The following is a 20306-nucleotide window of genomic DNA, read 5'->3' on the forward strand; positions in this document are numbered from 1 at the left end:
ACAATAATTATCTAATTTTCAATGTCACGATTGTTATAATTGCCAACAGAATTCCAACAATCCAGAATCTGGTAACAATCTTACTTTCATGATATCCCGATTTTTGATAATGATGATGTAATGGCGACATTTTAAAAATGCGTCGACCTTCACCATATTTTTTCTTTGTATATTTAAAATAGCTTACCTGCATAACCACAGATAAATTCTCTGCCAAGAAAATACCGCAGAGTACAGGTATTAACCATTCTTTTCTAACTGCAATTGCTATTACTGCTATAATTCCTCCTATGGTGAGACTTCCTGTGTCTCCCATAAAAACCTGCGCTGGATAGGTGTTGTACCATAAGAATCCAACCAATGCTCCGACAAAGGCAGCTATGTAAATTGTGATTTCTTCAACTCTTGGTATGTACATGATGTTGAGATAATCAGAGAAAATGATATTTCCGGAAACCCAAGCAAAAATGCCTAATGTAAGTACAATAATAGCAGAAGTTCCTGCTGCTAGACCATCTATCCCATCTGTAAGATTTGCTCCATTTGATACTGCTGTAATAATAAAAATGGCAACAATTATGAAAATCACCCATGCATATTTTTGTAAACCTGGGTTAATCCAAGTGATTAAATCAGCATAATCAAACTCGTTACCTTTTACAAATGGAATAGTAGTTTTAGTAGATTTTTCTTCATCCTGAAAAAGTTTAGTGGCTTCAACATTTGGACTTGACATTAATATTTCCTGACGTTGTGCTTCAGGTAGTTTTTCTTTTAATGTCACATTTGGATGGAAGTATAATGTTGTTCCTACAATTATACCTAAACCAACTTGTCCAAGAACTTTAAACCTTCCTTTTAGACCTTCTTTATCATTTTTAAACTTTTTAATGTAATCGTCAATAAACCCAATGGTTCCCATCCATACGGTTGTTACAATAAGTAGGATGATATAAATATTTTCTAATTTGGCAAAAAGCAAAACTGGAATGAGTGTTGCCATTATTATAATAATTCCACCCATTGTTGGTGTCCCTGCCTTCTCAACTTGACCTTCTAATCCAAGATCTCTAATAGATTCACCAACTTGTTGTTTTTGTAAAAACTTAATAATGCGCTTACCGAAAATAGTAGAAATGAGTAATGATAGGATAATTGCCATAGCAGATCTAAACGAAATGTAACCGAACAGTGTAGCTCCTGGGAATTCGAATTGTTTTTCTAAATATTCAAATAAGTAATATAGCATCCTACTTTTGTAATTGCTTTAAAAATTCTTGTACTATTTTAAAATCATCAAAATCAAAGCGTTTACCTTTAATTTCCTGATAGGTTTCATGCCCTTTGCCAGCTATTAAAATGATGTCATTGGTGTGCGCCATTTGGCAAGCTGTTTTAATAGCTTGTCCTCTATCTGTTATGGATATTGTTTTCTTGAAATTCTGTGGTTCAACACCTTTTTCTATATCTTTTATTATAGTTTCAGGAACTTCGCTTCTTGGATTGTCACTCGTAAAAATCACTTTGGTGCTTAATAATGAAGCGATGTGCCCCATTTTAGGGCGTTTGGTTTTATCTCTATCACCTCCACAACCTACAACTGTAATAAGTTCTTCGTTTTTTGTACGAATACTATTGATGGTTTCCAGCACATTTTTAAGAGCATCCGGTGTATGTGCATAATCAACAATTGCAGTTATATTATCGTCTGAAATAAGGTATTGAAAGCGTCCTGCTACACTTTCCAGTTCACTAATCAACCTTAATATTTCAACTCGTTCAAGGCCGAGTAATTCTGCAGTTGCATAAATAGCTAATACATTGTAAGCATTGAAGCTTCCAATTAATCTGGTCCAAACTTCACTATCATTGACTTTAAGAAGTAATCCGCTTAATTGATTTTCCAAAACAATAGCCTTATAATCTGCATATCCTTTTAGAGCATAAGTGTGTTTTTTTGCCTTAGTATTTTGAATCATGAATAAGCCATTTTTATCATCTACGTTTACCAGTGCAAATGCTGAACTCGATAAGCCATCAAAAAATAATTTTTTTACATTTCTATATTCTGCAAAATTCTCATGATAGTCTAAATGGTCATGAGACAAATTGGTGAAAATCCCTCCTTCAAAATGCAATCCTTCTGTTCTATTCTGATGAATACCATGTGAGCTTACTTCCATAAAGCAAAATTCAACACCCTCAATATTCATTTCCTTTAAGTATTTATTTATAGTTAAAGAGTCTGGTGTTGTATGTGTGGCTTTATACATCTTATTATCAACCATTATTTTTACAGTAGATAATAATCCAACTTTAAAGCCTGCATTTTTAAAAAGTTGATATAACAATGAAGCGATCGTTGTTTTTCCATTGGTTCCTGTTATACCAACAAGTTTTAAATTTTCTGAAGGGTTTTCAAAGTAATTTGAAGCCATAATGGCCAATGCACTTGTTGAACTTTCAACTTCTACATAGGTTATGCCTTTGACAATATTTTTAGGTAAAGTTTCGCAGACAACCGCGATTGCACCTAGCTTAATGGCTTTATCTATAAAATCATGACCATTAGATATAGTTCCTATAGTTGCAACAAAAACATCATTTGTGGAAATTTTTCTCGAATCGAATTCAATCTTATTAACAGACACAGAAGTATTCCCAACAACAGCATTCAAGGTAACTTTATACAATATATCTCTTAAATTCGTCATGATGCCTGAATAACAACTGTTTGATTTTTATTTACTTTGATACCTTTGTCTATTGATTGTTTTTTTACCAAGCCAACACCTTCAACCTTAACCTTTAATCCCATATTTTCAAGAAGTGAAAGGGCATCCATTGTTGGTAAGCCTATCACACTTGGCATAATGGTTTTATAAGTTCTAGCTATATCATAATAATTTAGATATTCTTTCTCTACAGCAGTTCTTTTAACCTCTAGTTGCTCTATTTCGTCAACAATTGGAGTATCTATGAAAATTTTTTGGGCAATTCTTTTAAACACTGGTCCCGAAACATCTGCTCCATAATACCCAACACTTTTATCAGGTTCATGAATCACGACTATGCAAGAGTATTTTGGATTATCAGCTGGAAAATATCCCACAAACGATGAGATATAGTTCAGTTTATCTTTTTTGGCATAATCTTTTTGACATGTTCCTGTTTTTCCTGCCATAGAAAAATTTGGCGAGTATAATCTATGACCTGTTCCATGTTCTTTATTGACCACATCTTTTAATAGCTGCTGTACTTTAAGAATTGTTTCTGTAGAACATATTTTAGAATTTATGATTTCCTTTTTGAATGGAACAATAACCTTATCAAACTCTTTAACTTCTTTTAAAAATTGTGGTTTAATCATTACGCCATCATTGGCAATGGCATTGTAAAACGTCAATGTTTGTAACGGCGTGAAGGAAACACCATAACCATAAGCCATCCATTCTAAAGCAATTCCGCTCCAGCGATTGTTTTTAATTCTTGGGTCTGGAATAATTGGCACTCCTTCTCCTATAATGGGTAGATCTAACTGTTTATTCAAATTCATTGAATAGAGGCGATCTACAAATTTGGAAGGATTGTCATGATAACTGTTGTGAATAGCCTTTACAATGCCTGTATTGGATGAAACTTCAAATGCTTTAGCAATTGAAATTTTACCATAGCCTCCGTTTTTTGAATCTCTAACTTTTTTACCATAAAAAGTCAATATTCCGCTTTCTGTATCTACAACATCACTGGTATCAATTACTTTATCTTCTAAAGCTGCTGTAATTGCCATGAGCTTAAAAGTAGAACCTGGTTCATGACTTTCTCCAACAGCATAATTAAGCCTTTCGTAATAATAGCCTTCGCTATTTCTACCCAGGTTTGAAATAGCTTTCACTTTCCCAGTTTTAGTCTCCATAACTACTACACAACCATGGTCTGCTTTATATTTTTCCAATTGTTCTAATAAAGCATGATGAGCAATATCTTGTATATTAACATCAATTGTAGTGTAGACATCATAGCCGTCTTTTGGCTCTACTTGGTTATAGTCTACTATAGGTTTCCATTGACCTTTACCTATTTTCTGCTTTAATCTTTTTCCATCAACACCGCGCAAGTATTTAACTCCGAAAGCACCATCAAGCCCTGGTCTGGTAACATTTCCTTGATCATCTATATGCTCATAACCTATAGTTCTTTGCGCAATGCCTCCCATTGGATGTTCTCGTTTGGTTGTTTGTTCAACAATTAAGCCTCCTTTGAATGCCCCCAATTTTAAGAGTGGAAAGTTTCTGAATCTGACATAATCTGAATAGCCAATATTTCTGGCAAGCAGATAATACCTGTTTTTATTTGCTCTAGCTTTTCTGATTTCTTTTTGAAAGTATGAAGATGACTTACCTGAATAACCAGAAAGGGAATCGCTTAAAGCTTTAATATTTTCTTCAAATGTTTTTGCTGTAGGTGTTATAGCATCCAGCCTAATATCATACTTGGGAATTGAAGTAGCTAAAAGATTTCCATTTTCTGAATATACGTTTCCTCTATTCGCAGGAATAATAACATTTTTTACATCTCTTTTTTCTGCTAAATCACGATATCTATCACCTTGAACAAACTGAATATTGATTAATTTGAATACTACTGCTAATCCGAAGACGAACATACATCCGGAAATAAAATACAATCTGTTTAATATGTTCTTCTCGCTTACTGCCAAGATTATTTTTTCAATTTTGAGATTTTACTTTTATTTTTTTAGGTGGAATAACAGATGACAATAATCCTTTTTCTTTTAATTTGATTATCACAGCAGATTCCATCTTTAGTTTCATAAGTTTTGAACGACTATCTAAAAAAGCAGACTTTAACTCCTTTGCTTCATTATCTAATCTAGCGATCTCATGAACTTTTTTATCCGCGCTATGTGAACTAGCAATCATTACTATAGCAAGTGCTGAAATAAAAAGGATTGCCCTCCAGTTTTTAAACGAATCCTCGCTTACCAAAAACTTCCCTTTAAGTATTTTGTATATACCCTTTTTCATGTCTTCTCGGCTATTCTTAATTTTGCACTTCTAGCTCTGTTGTTTTCTTTTATCTCTTGAAATGTTGGAACAATTAGGTTGCCAACTTTTTTTAGTGGTACTTCAAAATTTCCAAACACATCACGTTCAGGTTCTCCTTCAAACAAACCATTTCTAATAAAACGTTTTACCAACCTATCTTCTAGAGAATGATAAGAGATAATGCTTAAGCGCGCTCCTTTCTTTAATACTTCAGGAACTTGCAAAAGAAATTCTTTCAAGGCTTCTATTTCTTGATTAACTTCTATTCTTATGGCCTGATAAATTTGTGCCAACACCTTGTTTTCTTTTTTATGTTGCAAAAACCGTTTTAATATCTCCTTAAACTGTTTACTTGTTTTTATTGGCTCTGATCTCCTAGCTTCAACAATTGCTCGCGCCATTAGAGGTGCTTGTCTTAATTCTCCATATTGCCAAAAAACTTTTCTTAACTTCTCTTCATCATATTCATTGATAACATGATATGCTGAAAACTCATTTTCCTGATTCATCCTCATATCCAAGTCAGCTTCAAATCTGGTTGAAAAACCACGTTCGGCAACATCAAATTGATGTGATGAAACTCCAAAATCTGCTAATATGCCGTCTACTTCTGTTACTCCATAAAATCTCAAAAACCGCTTCAGGTATCTAAAATTCTCATTGATTAATGTAAAACGGTCATCATCAATTGTATTTACTAGAGCGTCTTGGTCCTGATCAAATGCAAACAATTTTCCTTTTTCACCTAAACGTTTTAAAATTTCCTTACTATGTCCTCCTCCACCAAAAGTGACATCTATATAAATACCATCTTCAGAAATATTTAAACCTTCAACTGTTTCTTTAAGTAAAACTGCATTATGATATTCCATTGTCATCATCTTGTCCCATTACTTCTTCAGCTAAATCAGGAAAATCACCTGTTGCATCATCTATAGCTCGTTCATATTTCTCTTTATCCCAGATTTCTATAATATTGATAGCAGATGAAACAACTATTTCTTTAGAAATTCCAGCAAAAGAAATAAGGTCTTTTGGCACCAATAACCTTCCTGCATTATCTACTTCTATAATTTTTACACCTGCAGTAAACCTCCTTATGAAATCATTATTCTTTTTTTTAAAACGGTTTAGCTTATTAACTTTTTGCATTAAGCCTTCCCACTCTTGCATAGGATATAGTTCTAAACAGTTTTGAAAAACAGCTCTTTTCAAAACAAAACCAGACTGTAACGCAGGAGACAATTGCTTTTTTAAAGCAGCAGGCAGCATGAGTCTTCCTTTAGAATCTACTTTACATTCGTATGTTCCTATTAAAGAATTCAAGGTGGTTGGCTATAGTTTTATGTTATAAGATTCAAATATATTGAAAAATATACCACATTTTACCACATTTTACCACTTTGTTGATAAATTTTCGATTAAATGCTTTTTTAGAATGATTTTGAATTAAATAATTTTAAGCTGGAAGCTTAAAATTCAATGATTTAGTATACCCACTGTTTTTAGCTAACAGCATGTTAATTAAATTGAAAAAAATTGCTTAATTTATTAAAACATCTATAATATGAATGAAATACCTATATTTGTTTTTATCAGTAAATGACTAGCTAATTTAATGACACATCATTTAAGGAAAGAAAAAAATTATAGCTATATAGAAATTGGTGAAGGTACACCAATTATAGTGTTACATGGTTTGATGGGAGGATTGAGTAATTTTGACTCTGTTACCTATTTTTTTAGTGAAAAAGGGTATAAAATTGTTATCCCAGAATTGCCTATTTACACCATGTCTCTTATTAAAACTAATGTTAAAAGTTTTGCCAAATATCTCCATGAATTTATAGAATTTAAAAAATTTGATAATGTTATCTTGTTAGGTAACTCTCTTGGAGGTCATATAGGTCTTTATCATACTAAATTGTATCCAGAAAAAATTAAAGCTCTTGTCATAACTGGTAGTTCTGGATTATATGAAAGTGCTATGGGTGGTGGCTATACAAAACGAAGTGATTATGAGGTTATTAAGAAAAAAGCACAAGATGTTTTTTATGATCCAAAAATAGCAACCAAAGAGATTGTTGATGAAGTTTATGCTACAGTAAACGATAGAAATAAACTTATTAAAACTTTAGCCATTGCAAAAAGTGCAATAAGACATAATATGGCAAAAGATTTACCAAAAATGTCAACTCCTGCCTGCATCATTTGGGGAAAAAACGATACTGTTACTCCTCCAGAAGTTGCTGAAGAATTCAATAGCCTATTACCTGATTCTGATTTGTTTTGGATTGACAAATGTGGGCATGCAGCTATGATGGAACATCCAGATGAGTTTAATGAAATATTATATGCTTGGTTAACTAAAAGAAATTTCTAAACCAAAAACTTATGCAAATTAAATCTGCTGAATTTGTTGTAAGTAATTCTGACGTTTCTAAATGCCCAAAAGATTATTTACCAGAATATGCATTTATTGGTCGAAGTAATGTTGGGAAATCTTCCCTCATAAACATGTTAACAAATCGAAGAAATCTTGCCAAAACATCAGGAAAACCAGGAAAAACACAATTAATTAATCATTTTATAATTAATAAAAACTGGTATCTGGTAGACTTGCCTGGTTATGGATATGCAAAAGTTTCAAAAAGTGCTAAAAAGACATTTCAAAAATTTATAACTGCCTATTTTAGTGAAAGAAAACAATTAGTTTCAGCTTTTGTCCTTGTAGATATTAGACATGAACCACAAAATATTGACTTGGAATTCATGCAATGGTTAGGTGAAAACATGATTCCATTTTCAATCATTTTTACCAAAGCAGACAAACTAAAACCTAAAGCTATCGAGAGTCATATTATTGCTTATAAAAATGTGCTTTTAGAGACTTGGGAAGAATTACCAAATTATTTCATTACCTCTTCAAGTAAAGGTGTTGGTAAAGATGATCTATTAAGATTTATTGATGAAACAAATAAAAATTTAACAACCTAGATTTGTTAGCTTTTCACATCAAAAGCATCTCTCATAGCATTTCCTATAAGCATAAATGCAACTACCAAACTCATTATACAAAGACCTGGAATAACTGCTAAATAGGGTTTTCCCAGAATAATATAATTGTAATGATCTTTTATCATTGCGCCCCAACTCGCCATTGGTGGTTGAGCGCCAATGCCTAAAAAACTTAATCCGCTTTCTATTAATATTGCTGCTGCAAAATTGGCTGCAGAAATCACTATTATTGGTGACATAATATTGGGTAAAATATGCTTTGTAATAATCCTAAAATCATTATATCCTAACGCTCTTGCTGCTGTAACATATTGCATTTCCTTTACACTAATAATTTGTCCTCTAACTACTCTAGCCACCTCTACCCACATCGTAAGGCCAACAGCAATAAAAACTTGCCAAAATCCTTTGCCTAATGCTAGTGTTATTGCAATGACAAGTAACAATGTTGGGATAGACCAAGTTACATTAATAATCCACATAATAATGGCATCTGTCTTACCTCCAAAATACCCAGCAATGCTTCCCATGGTAATTCCAATAATTAAGGAAATAAAAACAGCAATAAAACCTATAAAAAACGAAATTCTAGCGCCAATAAGAATTCTACTCAATAAATCTCTTCCGTATTTGTCTGTTCCTAAATAAAACTTTCTATGCTTTATCAAATCTTTCATCAAATAATCTGGGAATTCTGAAAGATTAACAGACTTTGTTAAACCATCTAATCCATCAGACGCATATTCTGTGTAGGTAAGTTGATTATCATCTCTAATGAAAGAAGAAATTGGTATCTCTGTATCTGTATTTTTTTTTCCAAAAAGAATCCTACTGAAAAAACTCTGATTTGAATCAGTTTTTGATGGAAGCGTAAGCATTTTTACTTCAAATCCTGGTTTTTTTGAATGGATTGCCAAATGCATTTGATTTGCATTTTGAGAATTGTCTGGTGCAAAAACATAGGCAAAAATTGAAATTATACCAACAAGCAATATAAAGATAAAACTAAAAACGCCCCTAAAGTCTTTTTTGAACTTTTGGAGCGCAAGTTGTTTTAATGAGCGAGATTGGTTACTCATATTTAAGTTTAGTCTTTTACAGCCGCAACTTTATTAATTGAATAAGACATTTTTAAATCCTCTAATACATTCAAGGCTTCTTCAATATATACATCTTTACTTAAACTCTCATGCCAACGCTCTCTTTTTATTTTTAAAACTGAATCTTGCTTAAATAAATTTTTCTCGTAAGCTAAAGACTCAAAAGTTAGGTTAGTTTGATAATTAGATATCTTATCAAACTTCTTTACTTCAGTTTCATTTTTATCTAAATTAGCTTTGTATTTTTCATAGTTTAATGAATACGATTTGATATCCATATTGTTTTTTACCCACATCGCATATTGTTCAATTAGTTTTAATTGATCATTATTGCTCATGCGTTCTTTACTATTAGCAATAGTGCTGTCATAATCAAAATAACTATCCCAAACTTTATAATTTGCCGCATCAATTTCATCCCAAGGTAACGGATTCTCCCAGTCTTTTTCACCAACTGGAATAAAGCTCCAACGATCTGGGACGACAACATCACTCTTAACACCTTCTAACTGGACTGAACCTCCATTAATTCTATAATATTTTTGAATTGTGAGTTTTAATGCTCCTAGATCCCCATTCGTATTATTCCTTACCATTCTGTTAAGGTCCATAACTTGTTGTACTGTCCCTTTTCCATAAGTTTGCTTACCTCCAATAATAATAGCTCTTTTATAATCTTGCATGGCCGCTGCCATAATCTCTGACGCAGAAGCGGATAATTCATTAACCAAAATTACTAATGGACCATCCCAAATAATAGATCTATCTCTGTCTTTTAAAACTTCTTTAGGTTCTCCTGTAGCTCTTACTTGGACTATCGGGCCATCTTTTATAAACAACCCAGCCAAGTCTATTACAGCTTGTAATGATCCTCCTCCATTATCACGTAGATCTAAAACCAAACCTTCCATACCTTGTTCTTTAAGGCGTTCTATTTCTACCTTAATGTCTGAAGCAGCATTCCGGTTTTTATAATCATCAAAATCAGCATAAAATTTTGGTAAGTAAATAACTCCAAAATTCTTATCTGCCTTTTTTACAATTGAAGTTCTAGCATAGGTTTCTTCTATTTCTACGACATCTCTTATAATCTCAATATCCCTAATTGTGCCATCTACTTTTTTAACAGTCAATGTAACTTTTGTTCCTTTTGGCCCTTTTATATATTTAACCGCATCATCAGTACGCATACCGATCAAACTTACCGGTTCTTCTTCGTCTTCTTGTTTTACTTTTAAAATAATATCACCTACTTCTAATTCTTGACCTCTCCAAGCAGGTCCTCCAGAAATAAGCTCAACTATTTTAATATTATCAAACTGACTGCTCAATCTGGCACCTATCCCTTCTAACTTTCCAGATATTTCTTGATCAAAAGCATCTCTGTCATCTGGGGCAAAATAAAACGTGTGTGGATCAAACTCTTCAACAACAGCATTCACATACCTTGAGAACCAGTCTTTACGTTCTAGTCCTTCCAATCCATCCTCATAGTACCTATCAATTAATTTCAATACAGATTCTCTTGCTTCTTGCTCTAATTCAACATTAGTTTTTGTTACATAAGAAGAATCATTTATCAAATTCTGGTCTTGCTCTTCAATTAAATCTGTGTAATTAGAAATCGTCCAAAGTTTAAGTTGTTTTCTCCATCTATCTTTAAGCTCTTTTTTTGTATTGACATAATCGATGTTTTCATAATCGGCATTAAATTCTTCATCTATTGTAAAGTCGAATGGTTTGGTCAAAATTTCACGATAAATAGCTTTAGATTCTTCAATTCTTTTAACCAATCTCTCATGGGTTAAATTAAAAAAGGAAACATCATACTTTTTTAATTGATCATCAAGTTCTGTTTCAAACTTTCTAAATTCATCAATATCAGACTTATAAAAATACCTTTTATAAGGGTCTATTTGTTCAAAATAGCTTTTAAATACATGTGTTGAAAAGTCATCATCAATACTTTTAGGATCAAAATGCACTTGTTCTAAAAGATATGTTATGACTTGAACCAATAATTTATCTTTATCAGGATCGTCAATAGTTTTAGTGGTAAAACTGCAAGATGCAAACGCTAAAAGAAGCGCCAGCAACATAACTTTATAATTCCTTTTCATAATTCTATTAAGTTTCATCATATAATTTTCACTAAAATAAAGAAAAAACCATGCCATCAATATCAAATAGCCCTAATTTTTTGTTAAACTGGTCAAATAGAACGATTACAAACCAAATTACGTATTTTAGCGATGAAATAATATTTTATACATGTCAAAAAGACCTCTTATTTTAGTTACAAATGATGATGGTATAAATGCGCCTGGAATCAGATCATTAATTCAGGTAATGAATGAGATTGGTGATGTAGTTGTTGTTGCTCCAGATAGTGCACAAAGTGGTATGGGTCACGCTATAACCATAAATTCTACGTTGCATTTGGATAAAATATCTAATGATTCCGAAAAACAACAAGAGTATAGTTGTACCGGCACTCCTGCAGATTGTGTAAAGCTCGCTATTAATGAAATTCTAGAAAGACGACCAGATTTATGTGTTTCAGGCATAAATCATGGTTCCAATTCTTCAATTAATGTTATTTATTCTGGTACAATGAGCGCAGCAATAGAAGCGGGTATTGAAGGAATTCCTGCCATTGGATTTTCACTATTAGATTATAATTATAATGCAGATTTTGAAGCCGCAAAATACTTTGCTAAAAAGATTACTAAAACCGTACTTAAGAATAGCCTTCCAAAAGATGTGGTTTTAAATGTGAATATTCCAAAATTGTCAAAAAAAGACATTAAAGGCATTAAGGTTTGCAGGCAAGCAAGAGCCAATTGGCAGGAAGAATTTGACAAAAGAAAAACACCTCAAGGTAGAGACTATTACTGGCTTACTGGGAAATTTGTAAATTTAGATAAAGGTCAAGATACTGATGAATGGGCTTTAAATAATGGATTTGTTTCTGTTGTCCCAATACAGTTTGATTTAACTGCTCATCACAGCATACAGTATTTAAATACATTGAATTTAGATGATTAAAAAAGAAATTTTTAAAGGTATTCTCGTTGGCATATTGGTAAATACTATTGGTTTAGTATTGGCTACATTAATTTTTTCAGAAGATAATAACATTGTCATTACACTTAAAATAGCACTAGCCGAAGGTTTTTTAGGTAAACTAATTAGTTTGGGTGCAATCTTAAATCTCATTGCATTTTTTTACTTCATCAAAAAAAAACAAGATTATCGTGCTCGAGGTGTACTTTTAGTAACCATTTTTGTTGCTATCTTTACCTTTATACTAATGTGATGTAAAATGCTATGAAATATTACATTATTGCCGGAGAAGCTTCAGGAGATTTACATGGTTCCAACCTAATGAAGGCATTACAAAAAATTGATGTTGATGCTAGCTTTAGAGTTTGGGGTGGAGATTTAATGCAGAAAGTTTCAGACAATTTAGTAAAACACTATAAAGACCTTGCTTTTATGGGTTTTCTTGAAGTTCTACTAAATATTCGAACCATCCTCAAAAACTTGTCTTTCTGTAAGAAGGATATTGAAAACTATAATCCAGACGTTATTATTTTTATTGACTATCCTGGATTTAATTTAAGAATTGCGAAATGGGCAAAACATAAAAATTACAAAACTCATTATTACATCTCACCTCAAATATGGGCTTGGAAAGAAAATCGTATTAAAGTCATAAAGCGAGATGTTGATAAAATGTATGTGATTTTGCCTTTTGAAAAAAAATTCTACGAAAAGAAGCATAACTATCCTGTAGAGTTTGTTGGACATCCACTAATAGATGCCATTGCTGATAGAAATCAGGTTGACGAATATGAATTTAGAGCAGAACATGAGTTGTCTGAAAAACCAATCATTGCTTTGTTGCCTGGAAGTAGAAAACAAGAAATAAAAAAAATGCTTTCAGTCATGTTGAGTGCGGTTAATGATTTTAAAGATTATCAATTTGTAATTGCTGGTGCTCCGAGTCAGGATAAAGAGTTCTACAATCAGTTTATTAAAGATGCTAATGTACATTTTGTATCTAATATGACATACGACTTATTAAGCGTGTCTTTTGCTGCTTTAGTTACTTCTGGAACCGCTACTTTAGAAACCGCATTGTTTAAAGTCCCTCAAGTGGTTTGTTATAAAGGAAGTTGGTTGTCATATCAAATAGGGAAAAGATTGGTTAAGTTGGAATATATTTCACTTGTCAATCTAATAATGGATAAAGAAGTGGTTAAAGAGTTAATTCAAAACGAACTAAATTCAGTTCAACTTAAAAACGAGCTTGAAAAAATTCTAGATCCTTATGAACGCACAAAGTTCTTTATTAATTATTACGAATTAGAGAAAAAGCTTGGTGGAAAAGGAGCTAGCGAGAAAGTTGCTAATTTAATTTACTCAACAATTAATGGTTAAAGCAATTCAAAGAAAATTATTTCTGGTTTCTCTTCTAATACTTTTTCTCGGAAGTTGCAAATCTTCTAAAAGAGCAGTGTCAAAAAGTTCCAAATCGACTTCAGAAGAGATTATTTTAACTCGGGATTCTACACTAAAAGTAAATGAATTAGCAAACAAAGTTGTTGATTACGCTAAACAATTTAACGGTGTTAAGTATAAATATGGTGGGAATACAAAAAGAGGCATGGATTGTTCAGGTTTAATATCCACTTCTTTTGGTAGCGAAAAAATACTATTGCCTAGAACAACTTCCGATCTTTCAAAAACTGGCCAATGGATTGACCTCAAAGAGGTAGAAAAAGGAGATCTTCTTTTTTTTGCCACTAAAAAAAACAGTAGAAAAGTAAACCACGTAGCCATTGTTACCGAAGCCCGAACTGGCTATGTTGAGTTTATACACTCAACAACCAGTGCTGGAGTCATTGTTTCAAATTTAGAAGAGAAATACTGGTATTTTGCATTTGTGCAAGCCAGGCGAGTTTTTTAGAAAACGTAATTTTATTAACTTTCATAAATGAAGTTACTGGATTTTGCAATTATTAAACTTACGTTTTGTTTGGTCTTTGGTATTATATGGGCTAGTGCTTTTTCTATTTCTTTAAATTGGTCTTTATGCATTACAGGTTTTTTCATAATATTAACATTTGCCTTTTGGGTATTGGCAAAGAAACAATTGGTTAAACCCTTTTGGTTTGGTATTATTTCTTTTTCGACTTTTATTTCTATTGGAATTTTAACTGTTAACCTTCATAACCAGAAGAATTTTGAGGATCATTATTCTCACAAAATATCTTCAAAAAGTGAGTCTCATGTTCTTTTGCTAAAAGTAAGAGAAGTACTAAAATCAAGTGCTTTTCATGACAAATATGTTGTTAATGTCATAAAAATGAATAATAATGAAGTTTCCGGAAAAATACTTCTAAATATTGCTAAAGATTCTTCAAAAAATCAATTGACAATAGATGAAGAATTTTTGATAAAAACTAATCTTGCCGAAATAAATACTCCTCTTAACCCAAATCAGTTTAACTATAAAAATTATTTGGAAAAGAAATATATTTTTCATCAAATTTATACTGACCATTCAGAACTATTCAAACTTAAATCTAATTCATCAACCATATTTGGTAGTGCAAATCATATTAGAACTACAATAAATGAAAAGCTTAAAAAATATGATTTTAAAGGAGATGAACTTGCTATAATCAACGCATTATTATTAGGACAAAGGCAAGATATAGACAGAGATATTTATGAAAATTATACTAATGCTGGAGCAATACATATACTGGCAGTTTCTGGTCTACATGTTGGAATTATATTACTATTAATCTCTTTCGCTTTAAAACCAATTGAACAGATAAAGCATGGTGTTTTCATAAAAACGTTACTCATAGTTTTGTTTTTGTGGTGCTTCGCCGTTGTGGCTGGATTATCGGCTTCGGTTACAAGAGCAGTTTCCATGTTCAGTATTCTTGCTATTGGGCTACAAATGAAAAGACCAGCCAATATTTACAACTCCATTGCTATTTCTGTTTTCTTTTTACTTTTAGTCAAACCCATGTTTTTATTTGATGTAGGATTTCAATTAAGTTATGCTGCTGTTTTGGGCATTGTTAGTATCTATCCTTTGATATATAAACTCTGGAAGCCTAAACATTTTATTTTAGATAAGTTTTGGCAAATATTCATAGTTAGTCTTGCAGCACAAATTGGTGTTATTCCTTTAAGTCTGTTCTATTTTCATCAGTTTCCAGGATTGTTTTGGCTTTCCAATCTCGTTATTATTCCTTTTTTAGGGCTTATCCTAGGTTTAGGTTTAATTATTATTCTTATGGCTTTACTAGGTGTTTTGCCTTCCTTTTTAGCTAGAATATATGAAAGTATTATTAGGGCAATGAATCTATTTATAGAATGGGTTTCTGTTCACGAAGAATTTTTGATCAAAGACATTTCTTTTGGAATCATATTTGTCATAACTACGTATTTGATCATTGCTTCAACCGTCAGGTATATTAAGAATAAAAGCTTTCATAACCTAATCTATGCTTTTGTGGCCATATTGTTTTTTCAAGCCACATTGATATATAAAAATATTGAAAATCAACAGATTGCATTCATTGTTTTTCATAAAAGCAGAAAAAGTTTAATTGGTGAAAAAACTGGTACTAAATTCATTGTACATCATAATTTAGATAGTATTGAAAACAATTTCATTTTAAAGAACTACTGTATTGGCAATCATATAAAAGAAATTAAGGAGGATACTCTAAAAAACATTTATCAGATTGCCGATAAAAAACTCTTGGTTATTGATAGTCTTGGAATTTATAATGTAAAATCTTTTAAACCCAGTTATGTTTTGTTACGGGATTCACCAAAAATAAATTTAAACAGATTAATAGATTCTATTAACCCGGAACTGGTTATAGCAGATGGAAGTAACTATATATCATATATTGAAAGATGGGAAGAAACCTGCAACAAAAGAAAACTCCCTTTTTACCAAACTGGAAAAAAGGGAGCTTATATATTTAACTTTTCCTATTAACTTTTAAATTCTGGTTTAAAAGCTTCATAAAAATCATTAAAATCTTCTTGAGATTTCATGTTCTTATGATGATCATCTTTGAACAACTTTAAATACAATTCTAGCTGCTGTGGTGTTTGATACCCAACTATTGGTGTAATATAATCACCTTTTTCATCAAAGAATACTAATGTAGGATAAGCTGAAACTTTTAAATATGAAGTAAGTCTATGAGTCCCATTTCTTCTTTTGGCTTTTGCAGGATCATAGTTTGGATTATCAAACGTTTTACCTTGATAGGTAATGGTTTCATTTCCTTCAGCATTAAACTTCACAGCGTAAAAATGCTCATTGATATAATTTACTACATCATTGTTGTGAAAAGTGTTACGATCTAACATCTTACATGGACCACACCATTCAGTGTAAGCGTCCATGATTATCTTTTTTGGATTCTTTTTTTGAAGTGCTATAGCTTCCTCCAAACTAACCCAATTTATCTCTTGAGCTACACTGTTAAAGCCTACAAATGCCAAACACAGTAATAAAATAATTGCTTTTTTCATAATAAGATTTGTTGCAATAGTTGTGCCTAACTTACAAAAAAAGCTCCAAAATTGGAGCATTTTACGTTTATTTTAACTGTTTTTTCGATTATCGGATACCGTGCATAAGTTTCTTTAACACAGGATTCAACACCATCGAAATAAACCCTACACCTATAGGAATTAGCGCAAATATCATGAAAAACGTGCCCATAGAGTATTGTTCTGAAATTTTATCAATCATGCCTCCCATAGTTCCTGCTGCTTTTTGTCCTACCGCAATGGCTAAATACCAAATACCAAACATAAAGCCTATCATACGCGCTGGCACCAATTTACTCAAATAAGAAAGACCTAATGGCGATAGGCACAACTCTCCCATAGTATGAAATAGGTAAGCTAAAATCAAAAAGATAATACTTACCGATGCAGTTTTCGCACCTGATGGAATATCAGAAGCTCCATATGATAATATCGCAAAACCAAGACCTAAAAGAATCAAGCCTATAGCATATTTCATAGCAGCACTTGGATTATATTTACTTTCCCACCATTTTGAAAATAACGGAGCCAATGTTATAATGAAAAATGAATTTAAAATACCGAACCAAGTAGCATCTATCTCATTGCCTTCTTGTGAAAATTTATCATTAAGTCGAAAAATCACCAAGCCCCAAATACCAATAAAAGCGATTGCCAAAATAATATTTGAAGGACCAATTCTAGAAAATGTCTTTTTTGCTAGAAGAATTAAAACCCACGTTATAATTATTAATGGCACAGTAGTTAGCAAGGCATCTACAACTTTAAATACCATTGCTGAAGTACCTACCAAGTCTCTTTCGGTGTAATCTCTAGCAAAAAGAGTCATTGAACCTAAAGATTGTTCAAAAAATGAAAAGAAAAATACCGTAAAGATTCCAAAAATAGAAACTGCAATAATTCTATCTCTTACCACCGGAAGATATCTAGAAATTCTAGTGATGAGTAATATTAAAAATAAAAATAAAGCCGATAACACAACAACATTAGACCCGCTTAAACTCCCTAAACTAAATGGTAAAATATTAATATCTCCTATTTTTTCTAATGGATCATTAAATAAATATAGTAAGCCACCTATTGACGATAAAATAACCAAAATTTTATCAACCATAGTAAATGGATTTAGTTTTTCATCGGTTTTGGTATCCTCGTGTTCGGTTGGAGTTTCTTCGTTAATATTTTGTGGTAATTCTACTTCATACTTTTTTGAAGGTTTAGCTCCGATACTTCCAAATAAACTACCTGCTAACCAAAATTGTAGCATTCCTAACATCATGAAAATTCCTGCTAATCCAAATCCCCAAGACCATCCAAAATTTTCAGCTAGATAGCCACAGAGCATCATCCCAAAAAAGGCTCCTGCGTTAACACCCATGTAAAAAATAGTATAAGCACCGTCTTTTTTAGATTCTTTCCCTTTGTACATTTCGGAAATTATCGAAGTAATATTAGGCTTAAAAAAACCTGTACCTATGACCAATAAAGCAAGACCAAGATAAAAAGTCATTGTGGTTTCAAGAGCCATAGACGCATGACCTAAAGTCATAATTAAACAACCAATAACTACAGCGATTCTATAGCCAGTAATTTTATCGGCTATCCAACCACCAATAATAGGTGTTAAGTACAATAAAGAAGCATAAGTTCCTATCAAAGCCAAAGCATGCTCTCTTGGCCATTCCCATCCAGGATTATCACTTAAAATTGGTGCTGTTAAAAACAAAACCAATAATATACGCATTCCATAAAATGAAAAACGCTCCCACATTTCTGTGAAAAACAAAACAAACAATCCTGCTGGATGTCCTAGTACTTTGTCTTTAAAAAGGTTCTCTATGTCTGTGTTCATTTTAACTTTTCTTTAATTGTCAGCTAATTCAAAACCTTCGGTTTCATCATTTATTACATGTTCATTGTCTTCTGCTCCATGTGTCAGATGTTCTAATTTTTTTCTAAAAACCATAACTAAACCTCCAAACGCCACACAAAAAACAGCTATTCCCGTAAATATGGTATACTCACCTAAAGTTTCAGAAGCTTCACCAAGCAATCCAGCAAGCTTATTTCCGAAACCTGTCATTGCAAAATAAATTCCCATCATTAGAGACGCATATTTTACAGGAGCAAGTTTTGTAATATAGGATAATGCAACAGGTGAAATGCTTAACTCACCAACAGTGTGAAATAAATAAGCTAAAACCAACCAATACATTGCTGAAGACCCATTACTCTCATATTGTCCAGCTGCAGCAGTCATAAAAAAGAATCCTGTACCCATAATTATAAGACCAACTATCATTTTAAAAAGTCCAGTTGCTACTTTCCCTTTTAATTTTCTATTTGCCCAATAAGCCGCTACTGAAGTTCCCAAAAAGATAATGAACATAGCATTCAAAGACTGAAACCAAGATGCTGGAATTTCCCAACCCATAAGCAGTCTATTTGTTTTTTCTGAAGCATATATATTCATTAAACCTCCAGCTTGTTCAAAAGCGCCCCAAAATACGATAACCAATAAAAAAGAAACAAATAATACTACGACTCTATCTTTCTCATTTTTGGTTAGTGGCTTTTTCATTATCTCCTTATCAACTTTATTTTCAGATGCGCCCAAAAAATTCCCTACATGCTTTAAATGTTTTTGGCCAACTAAATACTGAATCAATCCGAGAGCCATACCTATTCCAGCTAATCCAAAGCCATAATGCCAACCATGAACCTCACCTACATATCCAACAATTAAGCTTGATAAAAATGCACCTACATTAATGCCTATATAGAAAATAGTAAATCCTTTATCCCGTCTTATATCTCCTTGCTTATAAAGACCTCCAACCATAGTTGAGATATTTGGTTTCAACATGCCAACACCAGCAATAATTAAACCTAAACCAGTATAGAACGCCCACATTTGTTCGACTGCAAGAATACTGTGACCAGCAACCAAAAGAATTCCCCCATAAAGAACAGACTTTTTTTGACCTAAAAATTTATCTGCTATCCAACCTCCAGGGATGGAAGCAACATAGACCAACATTGTGTACCAACCATACAAGGCTAATGCTTCACCGTTGGACCAACCCAATCCTGCATTATCATCTGAAGTAGATTGTACTAAATATAATACTAGAATTGCTCTCATTCCATAATAAGAAAAGCGTTCCCACATTTCAGTAAAGAATAGAACATATAACCCAACTGGATGCCCAAATAGTTCTTTTTGTTTAATTGCTGATGTATTAGCCATAAATGTTATTTTAGTTAATAATAGTTAGTAAATATGTTTGATTGAGATTTCCTTGTTTATAAAAAAAACTTGAGAAGTAATAAAAAAACAAGCAAATAGAGAAAATTTCAAATATTTCATTAAAATTGTTTTATTATCAAAATGTTGTCAAGTTTACTAAAAATTATGCAAAAAACCGTAATTATTAACAGTTAAATGGTCATTATCATTTTTACATTTAACTTATTACTCTTAAGAATAGTATCTTTGGAATCGAAAAATAGT

18 protein-coding genes are annotated in these 20306 nt (G+C 32.1%); 7 read left to right on the top strand and 11 right to left on the bottom strand.

Features of this window, described 5'->3' with window-relative positions:
* Nucleotides 1-7 precede the first annotated feature (7 nt).
* The 6 genes from mraY to mraZ form a co-directional block, all read right to left on the bottom strand.
* Nucleotides 8-1249: a phospho-N-acetylmuramoyl-pentapeptide-transferase gene (gene mraY / locus AAFP94_RS01060; protein ID WP_316661052.1), complete on the bottom strand. Its 1242-nt coding sequence runs from the start codon at nt 1247-1249 to the stop codon at nt 8-10.
* Nucleotide 1250: 1 nt separating this feature from the next.
* Complete coding sequence (locus AAFP94_RS01065) at nt 1251-2714, bottom strand: UDP-N-acetylmuramoyl-L-alanyl-D-glutamate--2,6-diaminopimelate ligase (RefSeq protein ID WP_316661051.1); 1464 nt, start codon at nt 2712-2714, stop codon at nt 1251-1253.
* The gene (locus AAFP94_RS01070; RefSeq protein ID WP_316661275.1) at nt 2711-4666 is read right to left on the bottom strand and encodes a penicillin-binding protein; all 1956 of its coding nucleotides are present in this window, start codon (nt 4664-4666) and stop codon (nt 2711-2713) included. Before AAFP94_RS01070 ends, AAFP94_RS01065 begins: the two co-directional genes overlap by 4 nt.
* A 64-nt stretch (nt 4667-4730) precedes the next feature.
* Nucleotides 4731-5048 (bottom strand): FtsL-like putative cell division protein, encoded by a 318-nt coding sequence (locus AAFP94_RS01075; protein WP_316661050.1) that lies wholly within the window; start codon nt 5046-5048, stop codon nt 4731-4733.
* Nucleotides 5045-5941, bottom strand: a complete 897-nt coding sequence (gene rsmH, locus AAFP94_RS01080; RefSeq protein WP_316661049.1) for a 16S rRNA (cytosine(1402)-N(4))-methyltransferase RsmH — start codon at nt 5939-5941, stop codon at nt 5045-5047. The genes AAFP94_RS01075 and rsmH overlap by 4 nt, the downstream gene beginning before the upstream one ends.
* A complete protein-coding gene (gene mraZ, locus AAFP94_RS01085; protein WP_316661048.1) occupies nt 5928-6395 on the bottom strand; it encodes a division/cell wall cluster transcriptional repressor MraZ in 468 nt (155 codons plus the stop codon). Before mraZ ends, rsmH begins: the two co-directional genes overlap by 14 nt.
* A gap of 292 nt (nt 6396-6687) precedes the next feature.
* Between mraZ and AAFP94_RS01090 the strand changes: the two genes are divergently transcribed.
* Nucleotides 6688-7452, top strand: coding sequence for an alpha/beta fold hydrolase (locus tag AAFP94_RS01090; protein WP_316661047.1), 765 nt, complete (start codon nt 6688-6690; stop codon nt 7450-7452).
* 11 nt (nt 7453-7463) lie between these two features.
* Entirely contained in the window at nt 7464-8066 is a 603-nt protein-coding gene (gene yihA, locus AAFP94_RS01095; RefSeq protein ID WP_316661046.1) for a ribosome biogenesis GTP-binding protein YihA/YsxC, read from the top strand.
* 5 nt (nt 8067-8071) lie between these two features.
* Here yihA and AAFP94_RS01100 read toward each other — a convergent pair whose 3' ends face one another.
* A complete protein-coding gene (locus AAFP94_RS01100; RefSeq protein ID WP_316661045.1) occupies nt 8072-9166 on the bottom strand; it encodes an ABC transporter permease in 1095 nt (364 codons plus the stop codon).
* Nucleotides 9167-9174: 8 nt separating this feature from the next.
* A complete protein-coding gene (locus AAFP94_RS01105) occupies nt 9175-11307 on the bottom strand; it encodes a carboxy terminal-processing peptidase (protein WP_316661044.1) in 2133 nt (710 codons plus the stop codon).
* A 151-nt stretch (nt 11308-11458) separates the two neighbouring features.
* Between AAFP94_RS01105 and surE the strand changes: the two genes are divergently transcribed.
* From surE to AAFP94_RS01130, 5 genes are read left to right on the top strand one after another with little or no spacing between them, the layout of a single operon-like run.
* A complete protein-coding gene (surE, locus tag AAFP94_RS01110) occupies nt 11459-12235 on the top strand; it encodes a 5'/3'-nucleotidase SurE (protein ID WP_316661043.1) in 777 nt (258 codons plus the stop codon).
* A complete protein-coding gene (locus tag AAFP94_RS01115; protein WP_316661042.1) occupies nt 12228-12506 on the top strand; it encodes a hypothetical protein in 279 nt (92 codons plus the stop codon). Before surE ends, AAFP94_RS01115 begins: the two co-directional genes overlap by 8 nt.
* 11 nt (nt 12507-12517) lie before the next feature.
* A complete protein-coding gene (gene lpxB, locus AAFP94_RS01120) occupies nt 12518-13633 on the top strand; it encodes a lipid-A-disaccharide synthase (protein WP_316661041.1) in 1116 nt (371 codons plus the stop codon).
* Nucleotides 13626-14162 (top strand): C40 family peptidase, encoded by a 537-nt coding sequence (locus AAFP94_RS01125; RefSeq protein ID WP_316661040.1) that lies wholly within the window; start codon nt 13626-13628, stop codon nt 14160-14162. The genes lpxB and AAFP94_RS01125 overlap by 8 nt, the downstream gene beginning before the upstream one ends.
* 27 nt (nt 14163-14189) lie before the next feature.
* Entirely contained in the window at nt 14190-16226 is a 2037-nt protein-coding gene (locus AAFP94_RS01130) for a ComEC/Rec2 family competence protein (protein WP_316661039.1), read from the top strand.
* On the opposite strand, the gene AAFP94_RS01135 is transcribed toward AAFP94_RS01130, so the two are convergent.
* From AAFP94_RS01135 to AAFP94_RS01145, 3 genes are all read right to left on the bottom strand, one after another.
* Nucleotides 16223-16771: a thioredoxin family protein gene (locus tag AAFP94_RS01135; protein ID WP_316661038.1), complete on the bottom strand. Its 549-nt coding sequence runs from the start codon at nt 16769-16771 to the stop codon at nt 16223-16225. The genes AAFP94_RS01130 and AAFP94_RS01135 overlap by 4 nt on opposite strands.
* Nucleotides 16772-16859: 88 nt before the next feature.
* Nucleotides 16860-18644, bottom strand: a complete 1785-nt coding sequence (locus AAFP94_RS01140) for a peptide MFS transporter (RefSeq protein ID WP_316661037.1) — start codon at nt 18642-18644, stop codon at nt 16860-16862.
* Between the two features lie 12 nt (nt 18645-18656).
* On the bottom strand, nt 18657-20042 hold the full coding sequence (locus AAFP94_RS01145; protein WP_316661036.1) for a peptide MFS transporter: 1386 nt from the start codon (nt 20040-20042) through the stop codon (nt 18657-18659).
* Between the last annotated feature and the right edge of the window lie 264 nt (nt 20043-20306).

Origin of the sequence: Gilvirhabdus luticola (genome assembly GCF_040117515.1) — a bacterium.
Lineage (GTDB): Bacteria > Bacteroidota > Bacteroidia > Flavobacteriales > Flavobacteriaceae > Gilvirhabdus > Gilvirhabdus luticola.

What these genes read in the sequence shown, in the direction of transcription:
- mraY (WP_316661052.1), bottom strand. Translation starts at nt 1,249, where the DNA reads ATGCTATATTACTTATTTGAATATTTAGAAAAACAATTCGAATTCCCA.
- AAFP94_RS01065 (WP_316661051.1), bottom strand. Translation starts at nt 2,714, where the DNA reads ATGACGAATTTAAGAGATATATTGTATAAAGTTACCTTGAATGCTGTT.
- AAFP94_RS01070 (WP_316661275.1), bottom strand. Translation starts at nt 4,666, where the DNA reads ATGTTCGTCTTCGGATTAGCAGTAGTATTCAAATTAATCAATATTCAG.
- AAFP94_RS01075 (WP_316661050.1), bottom strand. Translation starts at nt 5,048, where the DNA reads ATGAAAAAGGGTATATACAAAATACTTAAAGGGAAGTTTTTGGTAAGC.
- rsmH (WP_316661049.1), bottom strand. Translation starts at nt 5,941, where the DNA reads ATGGAATATCATAATGCAGTTTTACTTAAAGAAACAGTTGAAGGTTTA.
- AAFP94_RS01090 (WP_316661047.1), top strand. Translation starts at nt 6,688, where the DNA reads ATGACACATCATTTAAGGAAAGAAAAAAATTATAGCTATATAGAAATT.
- yihA (WP_316661046.1), top strand. Translation starts at nt 7,464, where the DNA reads ATGCAAATTAAATCTGCTGAATTTGTTGTAAGTAATTCTGACGTTTCT.
- AAFP94_RS01100 (WP_316661045.1), bottom strand. Translation starts at nt 9,166, where the DNA reads ATGAGTAACCAATCTCGCTCATTAAAACAACTTGCGCTCCAAAAGTTC.
- AAFP94_RS01105 (WP_316661044.1), bottom strand. Translation starts at nt 11,307, where the DNA reads ATGAAAAGGAATTATAAAGTTATGTTGCTGGCGCTTCTTTTAGCGTTT.
- surE (WP_316661043.1), top strand. Translation starts at nt 11,459, where the DNA reads ATGTCAAAAAGACCTCTTATTTTAGTTACAAATGATGATGGTATAAAT.
- AAFP94_RS01115 (WP_316661042.1), top strand. Translation starts at nt 12,228, where the DNA reads ATGATTAAAAAAGAAATTTTTAAAGGTATTCTCGTTGGCATATTGGTA.
- lpxB (WP_316661041.1), top strand. Translation starts at nt 12,518, where the DNA reads ATGAAATATTACATTATTGCCGGAGAAGCTTCAGGAGATTTACATGGT.
- AAFP94_RS01125 (WP_316661040.1), top strand. Translation starts at nt 13,626, where the DNA reads ATGGTTAAAGCAATTCAAAGAAAATTATTTCTGGTTTCTCTTCTAATA.
- AAFP94_RS01130 (WP_316661039.1), top strand. Translation starts at nt 14,190, where the DNA reads ATGAAGTTACTGGATTTTGCAATTATTAAACTTACGTTTTGTTTGGTC.
- AAFP94_RS01135 (WP_316661038.1), bottom strand. Translation starts at nt 16,771, where the DNA reads ATGAAAAAAGCAATTATTTTATTACTGTGTTTGGCATTTGTAGGCTTT.
- AAFP94_RS01140 (WP_316661037.1), bottom strand. Translation starts at nt 18,644, where the DNA reads ATGAACACAGACATAGAGAACCTTTTTAAAGACAAAGTACTAGGACAT.
- AAFP94_RS01145 (WP_316661036.1), bottom strand. Translation starts at nt 20,042, where the DNA reads ATGGCTAATACATCAGCAATTAAACAAAAAGAACTATTTGGGCATCCA.